This window comes from Emticicia agri (assembly GCF_004168285.1).
In the GTDB taxonomy this organism is placed as follows: domain Bacteria; phylum Bacteroidota; class Bacteroidia; order Cytophagales; family Spirosomataceae; genus Emticicia; species Emticicia agri.
On the sequence record NZ_SEWF01000009.1, the window covers coordinates 12600 to 33172 of the forward strand.

Consider the following 20573-nt stretch of genomic DNA (forward strand, 5'->3'; position numbering starts at 1 on the left):
TAAACCTTATTGATCTGATAAACTGAATCTTACGTTGATACCTCCGGTGGTGGTTTTTCTCGGATACGAGAAGTTGGTTACAAACGGTGTATTGTTCATGTGGTCAACATAGAAATTCAACAATACTCTTTTGTTGACCTGATAGGTAATTCTTGGCCCCCATTGCAGGTTATAATTCCCTTGTGTGGGTTGTGGGTCTCCATCCAGACGTCGCTGAATGGCTTTTACATCACGAATAGTAAAGGCAAACTGTAAATTCAAATCATTTTTAAGCGTAATTACTTTACCATCACGACCTCTTAAGGGGAGTTTTACGCCACTTTTCTTAAAACCAAAATTAAATACAAAGTCAGAACTGCTATATTCGGCTACCTGAGAGTTAGATAAGTTTAAGCCTGCTCTGCGCTCTCTGTTCCAGTCAAATCTACCAGTAATTTTGCTTTTGGTCGTAAACTGAACCCCAATAAAAGGCTGGAACTTTTCTTCTAAGGTGATGGTACTCATCACAAATACCGGAATAAACTGCGCCTGGTTATTTCTTAAATTGGCTATAGGATAGCCCTGCATCATCAGATTAACCATTGCTTCACCATAATCTAATGACGAGGTAAAATTACCAACGCTATAGGTTGAAGTATAACTATGGCTGATAGAGATTGAACTGAACATCTTGTTGAATGGTGCTAAATTAGCTAATCCACTGTAATCTATCCGCCAGTTAGGCATCGGGAAACGGAAGCTCTTTGAAAATGGGAATTTATTCAGGTCTAAACTGGTTCCTTTGCCGCTATACGCTGCAATAAAAGCCGGTACAAGCACATCCTGAGAATTTTTATCATATACCCCTTCTTTATTCGGATTCATGGCCGTGAGCTTATTGACAAAAAACTGACGATACTCACGCATTTTCTCAAAAATATCATAATGATAATTGTTCTTGATATCCTCTTTGTCCATTCGGGCAAAGAAAGTTCTGAACGACCAGAATGAAGTACTGAAATTACCATTTCTGACCGGGCTTGAACTGGTGTATCTGCCGAGCGAATCAACGAGATAATATTCCTGATAACTATCGCCTCTGCTAAAGTTACCACTGATCTGCATCCTGAAATCCTTGAATGGCTCAATAGTTGTCCGGTAGCTGAATTTTTTCTGTTTGGTTTGTACAAACGGCTGTGTCTGAACCTTTGTCTTGGATAACCAGCCCTTGGCTGCTGCATATTCCTGAAAGTTACCATTGACCCGTTTAAAATCACCCTCGGTTGTATATTGGTTACCCAACACAAAACCCAGCCCGGGTGCACCTTCAGGACTCAGACCAAAAAACTTAGGAGAGGGCATAAAGCCGGGCAGAATGGTTGTTTCTACAATAGAATAATCATAATCTATACCTCGAACAGCCATCAGGAATCTCGTAAATGCTTTGGCAATATTACTTGGGGGAATTTCAATATTTTCATCATCGCCCGGATTACGGGTAAATCTCTTCTTTTCAGCGTTCGGACTATTGGCAAATTTCAGGTACTTTACTTTATTGTATAACTTTATAAAGTCAATTTTCCCTCTGATACCTCTGTCTCTTCCGTTTCTGATGGTATTACCAAACGGAATTGAGTCTTCGTCCATGATATTCAACGCAATGGCCTGATACCCAAAATTGTTGTTATATTTAGCATCAGCCGTAATCCAGTCGAGCAAGAAAAACTTATCTAAAGGCAAACGATAGGTAAAGCGCATTTCCTGATTGAAGTTCTTCGCTCTACCCAGACTAAGGATATTTCTCCGAAGGTCTTTTGCTTTGTCTTCTGTATTAATATCGCCATAAGGCTCATCAACTATGGCATTCATAGTGGCAGTATAATTGAACAGAATGCTTTTTGTCAGGTTCCATTGCAAGTCGTACTGACGGTTCATTAAGAAATATTTCTCAAAATAGGGGAGAACTCCTTCGGTGGTTAAATCTGAATTTCTTAACAATGTTCGGGCAAAACTTTTATCAAAGTCGGTTCTGAATGCCATTACTGTCGGTATCGGTGACAGATTGAAGTCTTTGAGCCAATATAAAAATGGCCGCTCCAGACTTTTGTTGTTCTTGAATGGTTCCCAGATAACTTGCTTGGGTTGATATTGATACGTAAAGCCACCTTTATACTGATTGAGTGAATAATCATCAATCAATATATTACTGCGGTTTACATTATTCTGTGCATAAGTAAACGAAAAGTTTTCAATATCATAAAAATGCGGCAATGCGCCTTCCTTGGTTTTTATTTTTCTGACATTGGAGAAGTTGAACCCTTTGCGTATGCTGTTATCAATTACCATGCGCCTGTAAGCCTCTCGCCTGATGGGGTCTTCAATATTATTGAGTGCATTTTCAAGCGGCATATCCGGGTCAAGCGGATTAAAGTGTGGCGTAACTGTCTGCTGGTCAAAGTTGACAAAGAAAGGAATTTTCAGCCCCCAGTTTTCAGGGAAAAACTTGTCTAACTCAATATTAGAAGCTACGCCGATTCCTTTGCCTGTCTCACGGGCTCTTTCAGATATTTTGTCCTGAACTCCGCCAAAGCCAAAAGTTTTCAGGTTGGCATTTATGGCTACTGTGGCAATATCTGCCAGTTTGATATTGGCTGCCAAAAGCCCCGCATCGCCTGATGTCTGGTCAAATCCATAGGCTCTGAATTCGTCTAACCAAACCGTATAAGTATTGGGTTGCTCATCAGGAGATTTAGGATTTCGTAGCCCTAACATAACGGTAAGTACCGCACTTAAATCAGGATTCCCCAATACTGTTATCTTATAGTTGTTTCCATCGGTTCCGTCTTCCATAGTACCAACGGCAGTACCCGAATAAGGAACTGTTATATTCACAGCCTTGCGATTCCTTTCGCCTTTCAGCGCCACAAGGTCTTGCAGGGCAACATCTATAAAGTTCTCTTTAGGCCAGATTACATTTTCATCTATTGAGCCATTCGGCGTAAGTTTTAACTGCGGAATTTCAATTTCATAGTAGTGCTGGCTCAAATCGGTGCCGATTCTGATAAATGCACCCCCTACAGTTCTCTCATCATTCGCTTCATTTTCGGCATGGATAAATAATCTTAATCGCTTGTAATTGATCATATCTACCCGTGTGTTGCGGAAAACACCTCTTGAATCGCCATCACGCAGGTTAGTAACTGCCAATGACATGGATTGCTCGTTGAATTTTACGTTGAATTGCTGTTGGGTAATATCCTGATCTCTGATGAATCCCGGAGGGACTTTATAAGGGGTTTTGCCTTCTTTGATATTACAGTTCTGACCGTCGTCTGCGCAACCGTTTTCTTCTATACTCACCACACCCATTTTGAATTTGGCATCATACGGCTCAGGTACTTCGGTTAGTCCGGTTTGTGTCAGGCTTTTGTCATAAATACGGTATTGGTTCGATTCTAATTGGAGTGAAGCAAAACGCAAAACAACCGGCTGCTGGAACTCGGTCAGCACCATACGCATGAAACGAATGGATTTGAAACCATTAATATCACCGAATTTACGGGTAAACTGTTTGACAGGCACACGGAATAAATACCACGTAGCTTGTGTACCGGGAACTGTAACCTGGTCAACTATAAAACCATTGCCGACTCCCAGTCGGTTTGGTTGTAAATCTATTTCATACTCATAATAGTTCTCTACATCGTTAATAGTATTATCAGCATTAATGTCTTCTTTATCAGGCGTTACCGAGTTAGCCAGTGTAGGGCTGGTGGTTGAACTGGTATTACTTTGCGGAGAGTTATTTTCGACACCGAGATAGTTTTTAAAACGCTCAACTAATGATTGTGATGAGGTAAAACTGGGGTCTGTAAAGAATTTAAAATCATCGGCTGATGGGTCTCTTTCTGCATTTGTTCTTGCAGCTGGGCTAATTGTTTCAAGAAATCTTTTGATGTGTGGGAAATTTCTTTCCTGCTCGTTGTTCAATCCGTCCAAACCTACATCTTGCTTTTCTCTTGAGCCCGGCTGGTTATCAAAAGCATCGGTCATGAACTGTATTTTGGGTACCAAACCCCACTGTGTCTGGTCTGGTTTCGACTGGTCAGATACTGCTTCATTGGCAGGAAGACCATTTTCAAAACTATTTCTGCCATCAGGGATAAAATCTTCTGAAATATCACCTAACTGGAATCTTAGTTTACCACCGGTGGTGTTAGCTTTATTCCCATTTGGAGAGCCGTCTCTTACCACGTCTTTAAACGGGTCAAGCATCCAGAAAGTAAGGTATTCGGTATTGGCATTATCAAAATCATTATCGGCTGTAATACCGCGCATAATCGAACCAAAGTTTTGCCTCGGGTTATTATTCAAATATCCATCATTGGTCAGGTTAGGGTTATAGTTATACATCCCTCTTTCTGATGGGAAGTAAGACACATCTAATACATTGACAGGGACTGATTCGCTGAAAGTAGGAATCGAACGACCGGGAAATATCTGTAATGGGCTGAATGCTCTTTCGTACAGGTTATTATTGGCTGCTTCCTGTACTTCCGGCGGTAATACATTCCCTTCGCCACCACCGAACCCACCATCAAAGTAAGTAGTCTGGTCAACCGTATAAACCGACATTTTAGCTCTTCTGAAATTGTAATCGTATCCTATACCCGTTCCACGGAAAGATTCAGGAGCACTACCCGGGCGCCATCTGTTTGGCTGACGGGTAAGGTCGTTAATGTTCCGGGTAGCTTCAAAATCATCAATCATGGCATTGCCATTTATACGCTTGTTATTTACCGAAGGAAAAAGTTTGGCATACTCGGCAGTAAACTGGATTGATGACATTTCTTTGGTTTGTAGCAACGGAAGTGCATCTAACATTCGTGTCAGGAATCTGGCATCTTTGCGGTAGTTTACATCCAACCCGACAATCGTATTATTAACAGGCTCCTGCCCGATGGCAATACGGGTCATAAATGCCGGAGTACTTTCTCGCAGGGTCATGGCAGTAGCACCAATATGAATATCTTTGCTCAGGTTATAGTCTAACCTTGTTCCCAACATCATTCTGATTTGCGTGTTAAACAAATCGGGGCGTTCCCACTCAATTCTAATCTGACGGGCTGAGTTAAGCACACTCTGATTAATAATTTTGATTTTCCCTAATTGTGTGTCAATGATATAATCGGCTCCTTCCGATAACTGTACTCCACCTGCAAAAATTCTGACTGACTGGCCTGATGCGCCTAATGGTAGCATAATTTCAGATGAATTACTGGCTTGCAAACTACCTCTGATAAAAAACTTATTTTTGGTAGTTACCTGTTGGGCATCTGCCAAGGTAGTCCGGTATAATTCATTGAATACGTATTTATCTTTGAGTATCTGCTCGTCTGTACCAAATTTGGAAGCTAAATGGGAACCGAATGGTTCAAGTACCGGGAAAATAAGTTTTCCGAGTTTGGCATCGATGGTGATGTCTTCTATAAAGTCAAAATTCCCATCGCCACCGGGTTGAGGGTCATTATTCGGGTTCAGATTATCGAGATTCATGACCCTTACCAAAGGTACATCTTTCAAGGTTCTTCCTTCCTGTAAGTTGGGGTTATCGATACCTGTACGGTCGTCTTTATAAATAACTCTTAACTGAAACCCTTGTTTTCCTACGCCCGGCACGCCCAACGAATAGATGTTTTTCATCATCAAATCCCACATAGGGGCATTGGTACGATTACGGATAGTAGAAGATTTAAGCAATTTCAGCATAATTGCTTCATTCTCCGGACGAATTGAATAGTCTTCTGTTAGCTCACCCACTTTATAATTCTGCCCGTTGTAGGTATATTCATAAGCAACTGCCAGAATTTCATCGTTACGAAGTGGGGTAATTAAGGAGATATAACCTAATTCGGAGTTAAATTTAAACTCACGTTCTGTCAGACGTTTGGCACCTCGCAGGATTTCATAATCAATCCCTTTTTTCAGATTTAATGAAGCCAAAGCGGCTGATGAGGTGGTAGAGTCAATACGTCTGAAACTCTGATTATTATTAAGACTGCTATAGAGCGTAGTAGCTTCATTTCTTACTGGAGCATACGTATTACCTGTTTTTAAATCACCTAAATCAGTAAAAGCGATGAGATTTCTCATAGACTCTACGGTATTGGTACGATTGGTTACATAAACCTCAAGACGGGTGATTTTTACACCCGATAATACCAATGGTAGATTTCGCAAGGCTCTTTCATAATTGCTTCTGAAAAACTGAGCGAGAAAGAAATGTCGGTTTTCTTCATAATTATCAACTCTGATTTCAAAAGTACGGCTTTGTGTACCACCATTCAGTACAATTGACTCAGTTTTGGAGCGTTGTTGAGCTACTACTTGCGTAATATCTAATTTACCTAATTTGAATCCGGCCTTTAAACCAAACAGGTTTTGTACGCCTGGTATCAACTGGCTTTTAACAGGCATACTGATATTACCCGCTTCAACTTTTTGCAGAATGTCTTCCGGTTGATTTTTAAAATTCAGTTTTAACTGGTTTTCAAAATTAAAAGCCGCTTTGGTATCTAAATTAGTCAGCATACCCAACTTCTCACCAATCTGCCCGTTGAAATTGATGTTAATCTGTTCGTCAAAATTGAACAATGTCTGCCGCCTTTGAATGATAGGTAAGAGAGGATTATCAATAAACTGATGAATCAGCCTGAAATCAAGCGTAACAAAACCATTGGGCTTCAGTTTATCAATCATATTGCCTCCGAAAATTCTATCAACAATCGGATTTTTCTGCAATAAAGGTTTCAATCCTTTTTCTGTAGTGGCACTCTTACCATCCTGTAATTCTTCATATTCCCTCAGAATGCTTTTTCTTACATACGCACTCTGAATACTTGAATATTCATTGAATGTTAAAGCCTGAGGTATTTTGTAATCGAGTGTTTTACCTGCCTTTTCTGTAATTGAAATATCGCTTGAAGTAGGAGAAAGACTAAAGTCGGTAGTAATAGCATTCGGGTCTTTTAAATAAAAAGGAGACTGTGGCACTGCGTTGGCATATCGATTAAGATAACGATCTTGCCAACGGTAGGAGGGTTCACGGCCTGTGCGGGCAATGATAGTATCTTTTTCCGGAACTGCTAAAGAATCGGTGCGGGTAGTATCAGCCTTAGTTGTGTTGTTCTTTTTTCTGCCTAATAATTGAGCGTCCGCATTCTCACTGAGCAATCCAAAGCTGAAAATTAAAATAAAAAATAATGTATAATTTTTTACAAATAGCTGTCCGAACATAAAATTTTAGGGAGTATCAATAGGTACTTTAACACTTAACGACTAATATCTTGCCAATAGTCTGTAAGAAATACGAAAAATTGTATGCTTTTTATTTAATGGTTTAATACGAATAACTGATTGATTAAGTATTCATTTGATACCAAGGCAAATCTTGGATTTTTGCAATTAAAATCCAACAATCTGTTTATGCTTCTTTAATAATTACAATTTATCTCAACGCCAGTTTAATCAATTGTTCAAGCGTAATTTCATTGCCTTCACGTTTCAGAATGGTATCTATACTTTTCTCTGCTGCCACCCGCTGAATACCCAGGGTAACGAGAGCCGTAAGTGCCTCGTTGCGTAATGCAGCATTAGCCGGAGCAAAAATATTGGGAGTAACGCCACCCAATAGAGATTCTTTTTTGAGTTTGTCCTTTAGTTCAATAATAGCCCGCTGTGCTGTTTTAAGCCCGATGCCCTTAATACTCTGAATAGTGCGTACATCATCTGAAACAATAGCCTGTTTAATTTCGCCTGATGACAACGATGAAAGCATAACCATAGCAGTACTCGGGCCTATACCCGACACACTGATTAAGTCTTCAAACAGTTCTTTTTCAGCGCCTTCAAAAAAACCAAAAAGCGTATGAGAATCTTCCCTTACTATCAGTAAAGTATGCAACTTACATCTCTCACCTGTATTATGAAGGGCGGCATAAGTCTGAAGAGAAATTTTTACCTGATAACCTACGCCAGAAACATCAATAATTACATAGGTTGGGTCTTTGTAGGCCAGTTTACCGTCAAGATAAGCAATCATAAGAATTTACAGATTCGGGTTATCTGTAATTGGTTTTATTGATTAGTGAAACGTTTGCTAATGTAAAGAAATAAAAAATATGCGACTTTTTATCAATCTATCGCTTTTTGACGGTATTATTTTACCAAATTAATTCTTATGCCGCCACTTACCTGCCCGTTTAAGAAGAAAGGGGAGGGGAGTGCTTCGAGGTAAACTCCGCCATCGAGAAAAAAAGCGAGATTATTGGGTAACTTAAATTCTATCCCGGCTGTTCCGGTAGGCCCCAAAGAAATTTTACTTACCGATTTAATACTTTCATTCCGCCAGGCATCAGGAAAATGCTTTCTTGAATTAACCTGACCTCCGAAACCATAATAGACATGGCCCCAATCTTTACCGAAAAGAGAGTGATGAAATAAATAAATACCCTGAATCATCAATCCTACAGTTTTGTATTCCCCATTGTTATACCTGCGGTCATTGTTATACAATAAGCCATACGTACCAATGTTTACATCAAAAGCTCTATCACCATTCTGAAAATATTTTCTCAGGTTAAACCCTACTGGTTCTCCAACCCTGAAACCCACAGCCCAATTGTAATCATATTGCGCTTGTGCATTGGAAATTGATGATAGAATAAGTACAGGAATAACCAAAAATAGTAATTTTTTCATGCGTTAAATTTTATGCGATTGGGAAAGGATACTCAGACAAATATAATGACTTTCTAACGAATAAAGTCCTCTATTTATTCAATGAAGTTGCTTAGGATTTTTAACGATAATTAAAATCCTAAGCAACTTCAATAAAAAAGCGCCTGAATTTATTTTCAGACGCAAAAAAAGATTTTTGTAACAAAATTATTGTTGAACTAAATCAGCATTAGATAAAATATAATTCAGCTCGTTAATATCGTCGGCATTAAGTTTCAAAGTTCCTTTTACAGTTATTCTGTCGTCGGTATTGAAACGTTTGGTTGTTTTCTTGAATTTTACCTGCACAACTGATTCGGGGCCAGCCTGACCACAGAAGAAGCATGAGCTATACGGGTTAGCCGAAAGAACATACATATTAGCATCTACATCTACCGGAATCATGTATCCTGTCAGAACAACATCTTTCCCTTGTAAGCCGGCAACTTTAGGGCCGAAAGTAGGGTAGAGAATGAACATTGATTCTTCTGCACTCCATTTCTTTTTGAAAGTAACATCACGTAAAGTTTCCCATGTTATTTTCGTGGGTTCTTCTACAAAACCGAAAGATATGGCACCTAAAAAGGCAAGATTGATGATGAAGTATTTTGATAGTTTTTTCATTTTTTCATACCCCTTTCAAAGAAAAGGAACGTTTAGTTTATAGATGTTATCGTCGTTTAAACACATCGTGTTTGAAAATATTGTATAAAATTACAAGATAAATTATTCTTCAGCAAGTGTTCTTGAAATATTCAGCCTGTAAATATTAATCGATGGCAGTGCTGCGGCTAAAATTCCAATAGCTAATGCGCCTATAAAAAGATAGATTTCTCCCGTCTGTAAACTCATCTGATTTACATCAAAATGAAATCTTTTATTGAGCTGGTTTGATATAAGAATGATGCCAACCCTACTTACTATTACGCCTGCTATAAACCCGAATAAAGCTAATAATATGCCCTCTAATAACAACATGAGAAACAAACGAGTTCGGCTTGCACCCATCGAAAGCATTAATGCCATTTCATATTTGCGTTCTTTCAGAGAATTATAAAGTGAAACGAATACGCTGATACCTGAAATAAGCATAATTACAGCCGCCAGTATTTGCAGTCCATCAATGCCGATTCCTAATAATTCAAACAAACGGTTGACCTCAATTGAAGGTAAAGCGGCCTGTAATTTTGAGTTCTGGTTAATGTTGCGGGGCATACTCATCAGGCCCATTGGTGAGCGGAATTTTATGAGCGCACTTGTAATTTCACGCTTACTCATATCTGCTTCTTCTGCATGTGCATCTTCTTCTTCTGTATGTGCCTCTTCTTCTTCTGTATGTGCCTCTTCTTTATGTTCATGAATATTCCAGACACTATTGAGGCTTGTTAAAATCAGGTTATCAATCACCGAGTTGTTAAATGCTAAAATACCCACAACTTTATATTTTGTGTCTCCATGTACCTCTCCGGCTGCATCTAATCCATGAGAACTCGAAAACGTATCGCCTGCCTTTAAGCCTGTATTCAAAGCTACCTGCGCCCCCAGCACCACATCCAAGTCATTTTTAAACATGGCGCCTGAGGTAACTTTTACCTTGAAATGTTCGAAATATTTTTTGTTGGTACCTACTATCCGATAACCCTGATAATTATCTCCCATTGACAATGGAATCATTTCTTTTACAAGCGGATTCTGTGCAATTTCCTGCACATCACTCAGATATACATTGCCTGTCGGATTATCAATCTGATAAACACTGGATAAAATTAATTGTAACGGGCTGCCTTTGGCACCCACTACCATATCAATTCCACTGATATTTTTGGTAAACTTGTCCTGTAATTGCTTGCCTAAAAGCAGTAATAAAGATATTATAGCAATACCCAGGGTCATAAGCAAGACACATAAAAAACTATTGAGTTTTTTGTCTAATATATTTTTCCAACTGATTTTTAGAAGCATCGGTTTTTTATTTTCAGTATTTAGTACAGGGTTCGGTTTGGGTAGCTACAAACTTAGCTTAATATAATTTTATGGCTGAATTTGTCTTTCAGGCGTTGGTCGTGTGTAACTATCACCAGCGAAGCACCAATATTTTTTGCCTGGTTTTCCAGTAGATTTATTACTTTTTCACAGTTTTCATCATCCAGATTTGAGGTAGGTTCATCTGCCAGAATTACCTCCGGATTATTCATCAATGCCCTTGCTATGCTCACTCTCTGTTGTTCTCCACCGCTCAGGAGCGTAGTTTTTTTCTCTAATAATTCATGAAAACCCAGACTTTCAGCCAGTTGAGAAGCCCTTTGTTTAGATAATTCTTTATCTGCTAAATAATTGGCTAAAATCAGATTGTCTAAGACTGTCAGAGAACTTACAAAATGAGATTTCTGATAAATAATGCCTAAATGTCTGGCACGCATTTTGGCAGTTTCTCTTGGCGTAAGACCCACAAACTCTTGTTTATTTATCTGAATTGAACCGCTTTCAGGTTGAAGAAGTAATGCCAGAATATGTAACAGGGTGGTTTTGCCACTGCCTGAGTTTCCGAGTATCAGCAAGGCATCACCCTCTGCGCATGAAAAAGACGGAAAACTGAATTTTTTATGGTTATTGTAAGCAAATCTGAGGTTGGAGACAGTAAGCATTTAGGGTATTTTTGTTCAAAGATACATATTTGCAACCATATTGCACAAATGTTTCTTGTGGCGTTTATATAAATTTAACTCAAAACTACAAAGCTCATGGGTTTTCAGAAAAATTTAGAAAGATTTTATGAAAAAATAATTTACTTGCAAGTAATTTCCTAAGCCTAATTTACTGCTTACCATTGAAAAAAGCGCCATTACTTTCCATGCTTTTTCTGCTGCTTGCTTTATCTGTACAAGCACAACTCCTCATTCATTATCTGAATAATGCACCTACCATTGATGGCCTGCCAAGCGATTGGAATATGGAAAAAGCGAATGCTTTTACTTCAAAGGCTACCAATATGCCCTCAGTCAATCATGTAAAATATGTCTTGGGCTATGATGAACAAAATTTATATGGATTATTCAGGGTTTCTGATAAGCATCTGACAGACTTGGCTTTAGATAAAAACGGAAGTCCCAGACTGACCTTTAATGATGGGATTGAACTCTATATTGATGCTAAAAATAATAGCCGGAACAGAATGGATGGTTCTGATTATCAGATTATCATTGATTTGAACGGGAATATGACGGTATTCAGGGGAGGAGACAGGTTTCTGGTACAGATAGAGGAGGCCTTAGTGCCTAAAGATACTATTACGACCAACTTTGTGATTGAGGCAAAAACAACCAAAGAAGGGAGCCTGAATAACATTAATGACAACGACAGTGAATACGTCATCGAATTTCGGTTACCTTGGGCATCGTTGGGAATAGTGCCTGTTGAAGGCGAGTTTTTTAAAATGGATATATGTTTTAATGATGCAGATAGGTTTCTGGATATAAAACCATTGCCTGAAAGCGACCCGATTCCTGATTATAGTTATGAAAGTATAACCGGAAATACTGATTTCGGTTACCCCGATAAATGGACAAAAACTGTCTTGGTGGGCCATGCCTCATGGTGGAAAAAACTTAACGAAACTTATGGCCATTATTGGTGGATACTGTCAGTAATAATCGTTCTGTTTTTAATTCCTGTTATCGTTTACTTATCCATCATTAACAACAAACTGCGCCAGATTCATCCTAAATCCGATGAGGTTGACCGAAAATTAGCCTTAATTTTTACAGAACCTGATAGACGAAAAGCACAGGATTTCAATTCAGAAAAAACTTTTGTTAAAAACGCCAGACAATATGTTATTCAACAATTGGATAATGATATTACTCCCACCGATTTAGCCACTGAATTAGGTCTCAGCCTGCGGCAGTTACAGCGAACTTTCAAGGAAGAGCTTGACATTACGCCTAATACTTTTATTACTACCCTGAAAATGGAAGCCGCCGCCTTGCTATTACGGGCAGAAGGAAAAAATATTTCAGAAGTAGCCTATACTGTGGGTTTTTCAGACCCGGCCTACTTTACCAAAGTTTTTAAGAAGTACTTTGGTATAAGTCCGAAAGAATATCAGAAAAAACACACCCCTAACCCCTAAAGGGGAATTAAAAGCTTTTTAAAGTTCCCCTTTAGGGGCTAGGGGTGTATCTTTTTGCTCCGATTTATTCAGTTTTCAAAGACTTCACAGGATTAGTAGTAGCTGCTTTAATGGCTTGAAAACTGACTGTTAATAAAGTAATAAGTAAAGCACCTGCTACTGATACAATAAAAACCCACCATGAAATACCGGTGCGGTATTCGTAGCGCTGTAGCCAGCCATTGAGATAAAAATAGGCTATCGGAATAGAAATAAAACATGAAATAAGCACAAGTACCACAAAATCTTTTGAGAGCAATTGCCAGAGATTCATTACTGAGGCACCTAATACTTTTCTTACCCCGATTTCTTTGGTTCTTTGTTCGGCTACAAAAGAAGCTAAACCAAATAAGCCAAGGCATGAAATAAAGACAGCTAATGAAGCAAAAACAGCGGCTAATGTTCCGATTCTCTCTTCAGTAGCAAATTTGGCGGCAAACTCCTGGTCAGCAAATTTGTAATCAAACGGTGCAGATGGGACAATTTTTTTGAATACTTTTTCAATAGTAGCAATTGCCTCACTGGCACTTTTATTGGGGTTTAATTTAAGATTTATCCAGCTGGAATTTTCGTCGCTCAGAAAATAAATCGTTTGCTTAACGGGCTCAAATGGTGATTCCATTATCATATCCTTTATGATACCAATAATTTTATAACTTGGAGCTTTTTCATCGCTTCCCCATTTAACCATTTTTCCAATGGGATCTTTGATACCCATAAATTTAATGGCAGATTCATTCACGACTATTGAGGAAGAATCAGTAGAAAAACTTCTCGATAAATCACGTCCTTCTTTAAATTGCCAGCCAACTGTTTTGCCAAAATCATGTGTAACCCAGATTGTAGCAAAATCTGGCGTAAGATTCGGATCTTTACCCTCCCAGTCAAAACCACCATTATTTGACCACACTCCTGTTAATGGACTTGAAGATTCTGCCATTTCTACAACAGCACCTGAATTCTTTAATTCTCTTTGAAGTACTTCAAATTTGCCATAAAAATCAGGTGATTTCTTTTGAATCATCATCAAACCACTTCTGTTGTATCCGATTGGGCGATTTTTGGTGAACTGTATCTGTGAATAAATAATAATGGTTCCAATAATTAATGTAATCGAAACTGTAAATTGTATGACTACCAGAACCTTGCGGGGAATAGAAGCAAAGCGTCCGACCTTAAAAGTTCCTTTTAATACTTTTACTGGTTGGAAAGACGATAAATAAAGTGCAGGGTAACTTCCGGCAACAAGTCCTGTAATTAATATAAATCCGATACTGGTAAGCCAGAAAAAAGGATTGTCCCATAGAATGCCAATTCTCTTATCGGCAATGGTATTGAACCAGGGTATGCTTACCAGTACTAATAGCAGGGATACAAGAAAAGCAAAGAATACAATCAATAGTGATTCACTAAAGAATTGACTGATTAACTGCGAACGTAGTGACCCTATGGCTTTTCGGATACCCACTTCTTTCGCTCTTTTCTCCGAGCGTGCCGTACTCAGGTTCATGAAATTGATGCAAGCTAAAAGCAGAACAAAAACACCTACAATACCAAATAACCAGACATACTCTATTAACCCTCCTGATTTAACGCCATTTTCCCAGTTAGAGCGCAGATGCCAGTCTGCCATTGGATTTAGAAATATCTCTGCGTTAAATTTCTTCTCATCGGCTGGAACTCGGTTAAGTTTGGCATGCAGAATACTTTTATCAACCGAGGCAAAATCGGTATTATCTGCAATCTGTGCAAACAACTGAAAAGAGTTATTGCCCCATTGACTTTCATCACGGGCTCTTTTGATCCAGTCTTCAGAACTCACGTATAAGTCCCAGGGAGCAATAAAAGTGATATTTTTAAAACGAGTATTATAGGGTAAATCCTTAAATACACCTGTTACTTTTACGTCTAATTTGCTATCTATTTTAAGGGTTTTATTCAAAGGATTTGTATTGCCAAAAAAAGCCAGGGCGGTTGATTCGGCCAGCAAAATTGAGTTTGGTTCTTTTAGTCCGTCGTGAGAGCCTTTAAGCATTTCTAATGAAAATATCTTGGGGGCATCAACATCCATATATACTCCGGTCTTGGATAATTTTGTTTCACCCATTGTCAGAATATGTTCTCCTACCCACGACGAATTGGCTAAATATTTAAAATTACTGCCATAATTTGTTCGTAGTTCTTTGGCTAACGGAAAAGGGATTGAGTTCTGCGACCAGACTTGCCCGTTTGCTGTCTGGTGTTGCATGACCTGTGCCACACGCGCATAGTTCTTATGATATTTATCGAAAGATAATTCGTCATATATCCAAAGACCAATGAGTATAGCCACACTCATACCGGTGGCCAATCCAAAAATGTTAATAAAAGAATACCCTTTGTGTTTTAAAAGGTTTCTGAATGCGATTTTAAAGTAATTGCTTATCATATTGCCCCTGACCCCTAAAGGGGAATTTATTTTGTGATTATTAAAAGATGTTTTCCCTAAATAGAAATAAGAGATAGCTATAAGACACGAAATAATTACGAGTGTGACAAAATTTTTACAAAAAAAGGGCAGATTTGTCATATCTGCCTTTGAATTATATGGAACGCTTTATATTATATATTTTTGTTATCTTTTTCTTAATCCATTTCACTAAACTCACCTCTTGTTTATTCTGTTTTTAATGATTTTACCGGGTTGGCCGTAGCTGCTTTAATGGCCTGAAAGCTAACCGTTAGCAATGTAATGAGTAAGGCACCTGCAACCGATACGATGAAAACCCACCATGAAATACCTGTTCGGTATTCGTAGCGTTGTAGCCAGCCATTAAGATAAAAATAGGCTATCGGAATAGAAATAAAACAAGAAATAAGCACCAATATTACAAAGTCTTTTGAAAGCAATTGCCATAGATTCATCACTGAGGCACCCAATACTTTTCTCACCCCAATTTCTTTGGTTCTTTGTTCGGCTACAAAAGAAGCTAAACCAAATAAGCCCAGGCAGGAGATAAAAACGGCAAGAATAGCAAAAAATGTGGCCAGTTTTCCAACCCGCTCTTCATCACCGAATTTCTGTGCATACTCTTCATCTACAAATTTGTATTCAAAAGGAGAGGCAGGGTCATATTTTTTGAAAATGGCCTCAATTTTACTGATAGATTCTCTTGAACTTTTATTCGGATTCAGTTTCAGAATCATCACATTTTCAGAATCCTTAGAAAGATGGTATAAAGAACCTCTGGTAGGCGCATACGGAGATTGCACTACCATGTCTTTAATGACACCTATAATGGTATAGGGTTTGTCATTCCACTTGATAATTTTACCAATAGGGTCTTTGAAACCAATAAACTTAACAGCTGATTCATTTACTACAAATGCAGTAGAATCTGTAGCAAATTCTTTTGAAAAATCACGACCAGACACAATCTCCCAGTTGATTGTTTTGCCATACCCATGAGAAACTCCATTATTGGGGAAGTCAACCGCTAACCCGGGGTCTTTGCCCTCCCAGTTAAATCCACCATTGGTATTCCATACCTGTGTGGTCGGACTACCCGATTCAGTCATTTCTATAATGGCACCCGAATTGATTAATTCATTTCTTACCACATCAAAATGTTTATGAAGGTCAGAAGTCATCATAAAAATATTAATCAGTCCGTTTCTGTTGTAGCCTATCGGGCGGTCTTTGGCATATTGTATCTGCCGGAAGACAATGATTGTTCCGATAATTAAGGTTACCGAAACCGTAAATTGCAGTACAACCAATACTTTACGGGGAACTGAGGCAAATCGGCCAACCCGAAATGTGCCTTTCAGCACTTTCACTGGTTGAAATGATGATAAATATAAGGCAGGGTAGCTTCCGGCGATGAGCCCAGTAATGATACTAAAGGCAATGCTGACTATCCAGAATATGGGATTTGTCCAGAGGATAGTCATTTTTTTATCTGCCAGTTCGTTGAAGTAGGGTAATGCCACTTGTACGAAGACCAAGGAAAATATAAAAGCCAAAGCCACTACCAACAAAGACTCGCTAAAAAACTGCACAATCAGTTGACTGCGAACTGACCCGATTGATTTTCGGATACCGACTTCTTTGGCTCTTTTTTCACTGCGTGCAGTACTCAGGTTCATGAAATTGATACAGGCTAAAAGCAATACAAATATGCCAATTATGCCAAAAAGCCAGACAAACTCTACACGGCCACCAATATTTTTACCATCTTTAAATTCAGGAAATAAATGCCATTTCGATAAAGGATGTAAGAAAACCTGCGGATTGTATCTTCTGTCATCCTGTTGTACTTTATTCAGCTTTACATTAACAATTTTCTTCGAAACCGCTTCCATATCGGCATTGTCGCCAATCTGGGCAAAGGCTTGTGTAAAATTGCTATCCCAGGGGTCGTCCATATTTTTAATCCAGGGATTGGTACTCAAATATAATTGCCAGGGAAGTATATAATACATTTCTCTGAAACTGGAGTTATAGGGGAGGTCTTCGTACACACCTGTAACTTTTACATCGGTTTTATTATCTAGTCTCATTATTTTATCCATAGGGTCGGCATTACCAAAAAAGGCTTTGGCATAAGACTCTGACAGAATAATTGAGTTTGGCTCATTCAAAGCCGCCCGTGTGCCTTTCAGCATTTTCAGAGAAAGCATTTCTGTTACCTGTGGTTCAAAGAAATTACCACTCTTTGAAAACTTCTTTTCACCTACTGACAGAATATGGCTTGACGTCCATGAGGATTGCAGCACATATTTAAAATCACTGCCATAATTGTTCCGTATTTCTTCTGCCATTTTATGCGGCATAGAGGTATGCGTGGCCACCTGCCCGTTATAGGTCTGGTTTTGCATTACCTGTGCAATACGGTCGTAGTTCTGATGGTATTTGTCGTACGACAATTCATCATAAATCCAGAGACCAATCAGGATAGCCACAGCCATTCCGGTAGCTAATCCAAAGATGTTAATAAAGGAATACCCTTTGTATTTCAAAAGGTTTCTGAATGCGATTTTAAAGTAATTGCTTATCATAATATTGTTGGTTAATGGAACAAGGATAAAGGAACACGGAAAGCGAAAGCGAGGATAATTTTTTTCTGCTTTTTCCGTTCTTCGTTTTCCTTTCTCCCTTTATTCTGTATTGATTAATGGAACAAATTAAAAGGAGCACGGAAATAGATTTGAATTGTAATTTATTGCTACTTGCTCCTTTTTCCATTCTTCCTTTATTCCGTTTTTAAAGATTTCACCGGATTCATTAATGCCGCTCTTATACTCTGGTAACTTACGGTTAAAAAAGCAACGAGTATAGACAGAACTCCTGCTATGGCAAATATCCACCAGTCGAGTTCGGTACGATACACAAATCCTTTCAGCCAGTTATTCATAAAATAGTAGGAGAAAGGTGTAGCAATCAGCAAGGCAATGAATACTAATTTCAGAAAATCTTTTGATAATAAACCTGTGATTCCTATAACCGAAGCCCCTAATACCTTTCTGATGCCAATTTCTTTGGTTCTGCGCTCGGCGGTAAATGTAGCCAGCCCGAATAACCCCAAGCAACAAATAAATAGAGCAACCGAAGTGAAAATGCTTATCATTTCTAAGGCTCTCTTTTCACGCCAGAATTTTAATTCCAATTCATAATCAGCAAATTTGATATTGAGTTTTGCTTCGGGGTCGAAGCTTTTTATCACTTTCTCAATCCGGTTTACAGCTTCATTGGACGATAAGTCCTTGGATAGTTTTAAAGTAATAAAAGGTGCATTGGCCAAGCGCATAAAAAATACGGTGGGTTTGGCATTGTCGTAAGGAGAGTCAAAAATGATGTCTTCAGCAATACCTACAATTGCATATTTATTGTTACTATATTCTATGGATTCTGTAAGTGGGTTTTTGAAGCCAATAAGTTTAGCTGCAGATTTATTCAGAATGACAGCCGCCGTATCAGTTTTAAACTTCCGGCTGAAATCTCTGCCTTCTATGATTTTCCAGTTTACCGTTTTCCCAAATTCCGGGGTAACAATTACTTCACCAAAACTTTCAGAACTATTCTGCGGTTTACCACGCCAACTGATGCCAGATTGATTATGCCAGTTTTCGGCCAGAGGTGTATTCATTTCAGCCATTTCTTCTACTGCCCCTGAGGCTAATAGTTGCTCTCGCATAGCCCAGAAATGCCCTCTTAATCCGGGTGTATTTTTCTGAATTTGAATCAGGCGGTTTTTATCATAACCTAACGGACGGTTCATACCATATTTAAGTTGTCGGCTTACTACCATCATGGCCACAAGCATTACTATAGAAATGGTAAACTGAAATACGACCAGCGATTTCCGCAGGAAAATTTCCTTACCTGAGCCAATAGTTAAGCCTTTTAATATTTTTATTGGGCTGAATGAAGACAAGTATAATGCAGGATATATACCAGCCAATAATGTGATAACAATTAGCACAACAATAAATTTTAACAAAAAGAACTGGTCGGTAAGGTTGGGGTTAATCTTGACAGATGTCAGACTATTTAACCAGGTTATAAAGAACCAGGTTAGAATTAGTCCCACAATACCCGAAATAACTACCAGTAGGGCAACCTCGGCATAAACCATTTGAAGAATGCCTTTACGGGTTGACCCAATGGCTTTTCTGACACCTATTTCTTTGGCTTTAATAGAGGCACGTGCCGTTACTAAATTGACAAAATTGATAATGCCCAATAGCAGAATAAAAATTCCGATGGTGGCAAATATAATTAAGTTGGTAAGCCCCGAACCAACTGGTTTGCCATTTTCAAAACTGGGATAAAGATTCCAGTCTGACATTGGGTGAATAAATATTTCAGGCTTTGATTGGTCGTTGATACGTGGTTGTAAAACTTTGGCTATTGTATTAGATACAGTAGTAAAATCAGTATTCGGGGCTAATTTTACATAAATCGGGAAAGAATTTTCAGACCATAGAGATTTTGAATTTCTTACCCATTCTTCCATAGTAGCGAAGGCTTCAAAGTCAGCATAAAAGTCAACATTTCTGAAAGTAGAGTTTTCAGGGAAGTTTTTATAAACACCTACCACTTTCAGATTACCTTTATTATTGAAATTGACTATTTGATTAATGGGGTTTTCTGTGCCAAACAGGGCAGAAGCTGTTTTCTGACTGATAATGACCGAAGTAGGGTCGAGCGGAAATGTAGGAGAACCTTTTACTATCTGTAAGTCAAGAATATTGTTCCCACCTTTCTGCATAAAATATCCTCTTTTAATAACAGAGGTTTCTTTGTACCGGATGGATTGTTCGCCTCCAAAGGAAGAAACTACCACTTCATCAAAATATTGCCCGTATTCAGACCGCAATGCCTCCGCCAACGGGATAGGGTTTGACTCAGTAGTATTGATATTGCCGTTATATAGCAGGTTTTTCCATAGAAGCCCGATTTGTTCATAACTTCGGTTATAGGTATTAAACTTCAATTGGTTATTTACCCAAAAGGCAATAATTAAAGATACTGCAAGTCCTACACTCAAACCGAATATATTGAGAGTGCTGTATAATCTGTTTTTTAAAAGACTTCTGAATGCGATTTTAAAGTAGTTGCTGAGCATAAATGGTTTTGGTTAATGGAACAAGGAGAACGGAACAA

General features: G+C 38.6%; 10 protein-coding genes. 1 reads left to right on the forward strand and 9 read right to left on the reverse strand.

Annotated elements, in window-relative coordinates; genetic code table 11:
* Positions 1 to 6: 6 nt before the first annotated feature.
* The 6 genes from sov to EWM59_RS07815 all read right to left on the reverse strand — a co-directional run bounded on the left by sov (position 7) and on the right by EWM59_RS07815 (position 11402).
* Positions 7 to 7275, reverse strand: coding sequence for a T9SS outer membrane translocon Sov/SprA (gene sov, locus EWM59_RS07790; RefSeq protein ID WP_130020394.1), 7269 nt, complete (start codon positions 7273 to 7275; stop codon positions 7 to 9).
* 211 nt (positions 7276 to 7486) lie between these two features.
* Positions 7487 to 8080 carry a Holliday junction branch migration protein RuvA gene (gene ruvA / locus EWM59_RS07795; RefSeq protein ID WP_130020395.1) on the reverse strand — a complete coding sequence of 198 codons (594 nt, stop codon included), beginning with the start codon at positions 8078 to 8080 and terminating at the stop codon, positions 7487 to 7489.
* Between the two features lie 116 nt (positions 8081 to 8196).
* Positions 8197 to 8739 carry a hypothetical protein gene (locus tag EWM59_RS07800; protein ID WP_130020396.1) on the reverse strand — a complete coding sequence of 181 codons (543 nt, stop codon included), beginning with the start codon at positions 8737 to 8739 and terminating at the stop codon, positions 8197 to 8199.
* A 186-nt stretch (positions 8740 to 8925) separates the two neighbouring features.
* Positions 8926 to 9381, reverse strand: coding sequence for a DUF3299 domain-containing protein (locus tag EWM59_RS07805; protein WP_130020397.1), 456 nt, complete (start codon positions 9379 to 9381; stop codon positions 8926 to 8928).
* A 102-nt stretch (positions 9382 to 9483) separates the two neighbouring features.
* Positions 9484 to 10719: an ABC transporter permease gene (locus EWM59_RS07810; protein ID WP_130020398.1), complete on the reverse strand. Its 1236-nt coding sequence runs from the start codon at positions 10717 to 10719 to the stop codon at positions 9484 to 9486.
* Positions 10720 to 10772: 53 nt separating this feature from the next.
* Positions 10773 to 11402, reverse strand: coding sequence for an ABC transporter ATP-binding protein (locus EWM59_RS07815; protein ID WP_130020399.1), 630 nt, complete (start codon positions 11400 to 11402; stop codon positions 10773 to 10775).
* Between the two features lie 182 nt (positions 11403 to 11584).
* Here EWM59_RS07815 and EWM59_RS07820 point away from each other — a divergent pair, with 182 nt between their 5' ends.
* Positions 11585 to 12886 (forward strand): helix-turn-helix domain-containing protein, encoded by a 1302-nt coding sequence (locus tag EWM59_RS07820; RefSeq protein WP_130020400.1) that lies wholly within the window; start codon positions 11585 to 11587, stop codon positions 12884 to 12886.
* 64 nt (positions 12887 to 12950) lie between these two features.
* On the opposite strand, the gene EWM59_RS07825 is transcribed toward EWM59_RS07820, so the two are convergent.
* From EWM59_RS07825 to EWM59_RS07835, 3 genes are all read right to left on the reverse strand, one after another.
* Positions 12951 to 15353 (reverse strand): ABC transporter permease, encoded by a 2403-nt coding sequence (locus EWM59_RS07825; RefSeq protein ID WP_130020401.1) that lies wholly within the window; start codon positions 15351 to 15353, stop codon positions 12951 to 12953.
* Between the two features lie 227 nt (positions 15354 to 15580).
* Positions 15581 to 17965, reverse strand: a complete 2385-nt coding sequence (locus tag EWM59_RS07830) for an ABC transporter permease (protein ID WP_130020402.1) — start codon at positions 17963 to 17965, stop codon at positions 15581 to 15583.
* A 194-nt stretch (positions 17966 to 18159) separates the two neighbouring features.
* Complete coding sequence (locus EWM59_RS07835) at positions 18160 to 20535, reverse strand: ABC transporter permease (protein WP_130020403.1); 2376 nt, start codon at positions 20533 to 20535, stop codon at positions 18160 to 18162.
* Positions 20536 to 20573: the final 38 nt, after the last annotated feature.

What these genes read in the sequence shown, in the direction of transcription:
- EWM59_RS07800 (WP_130020396.1), bottom strand. Translation starts at nt 8,739, where the DNA reads ATGAAAAAATTACTATTTTTGGTTATTCCTGTACTTATTCTATCATCA.
- ruvA (WP_130020395.1), bottom strand. Translation starts at nt 8,080, where the DNA reads ATGATTGCTTATCTTGACGGTAAACTGGCCTACAAAGACCCAACCTAT.
- sov (WP_130020394.1), bottom strand. Translation starts at nt 7,275, where the DNA reads ATGTTCGGACAGCTATTTGTAAAAAATTATACATTATTTTTTATTTTA.
- EWM59_RS07805 (WP_130020397.1), bottom strand. Translation starts at nt 9,381, where the DNA reads ATGAAAAAACTATCAAAATACTTCATCATCAATCTTGCCTTTTTAGGT.
- EWM59_RS07825 (WP_130020401.1), bottom strand. Translation starts at nt 15,353, where the DNA reads ATGATAAGCAATTACTTTAAAATCGCATTCAGAAACCTTTTAAAACAC.
- EWM59_RS07810 (WP_130020398.1), bottom strand. Translation starts at nt 10,719, where the DNA reads ATGCTTCTAAAAATCAGTTGGAAAAATATATTAGACAAAAAACTCAAT.
- EWM59_RS07830 (WP_130020402.1), bottom strand. Translation starts at nt 17,965, where the DNA reads ATGATAAGCAATTACTTTAAAATCGCATTCAGAAACCTTTTGAAATAC.
- EWM59_RS07815 (WP_130020399.1), bottom strand. Translation starts at nt 11,402, where the DNA reads ATGCTTACTGTCTCCAACCTCAGATTTGCTTACAATAACCATAAAAAA.
- EWM59_RS07835 (WP_130020403.1), bottom strand. Translation starts at nt 20,535, where the DNA reads ATGCTCAGCAACTACTTTAAAATCGCATTCAGAAGTCTTTTAAAAAAC.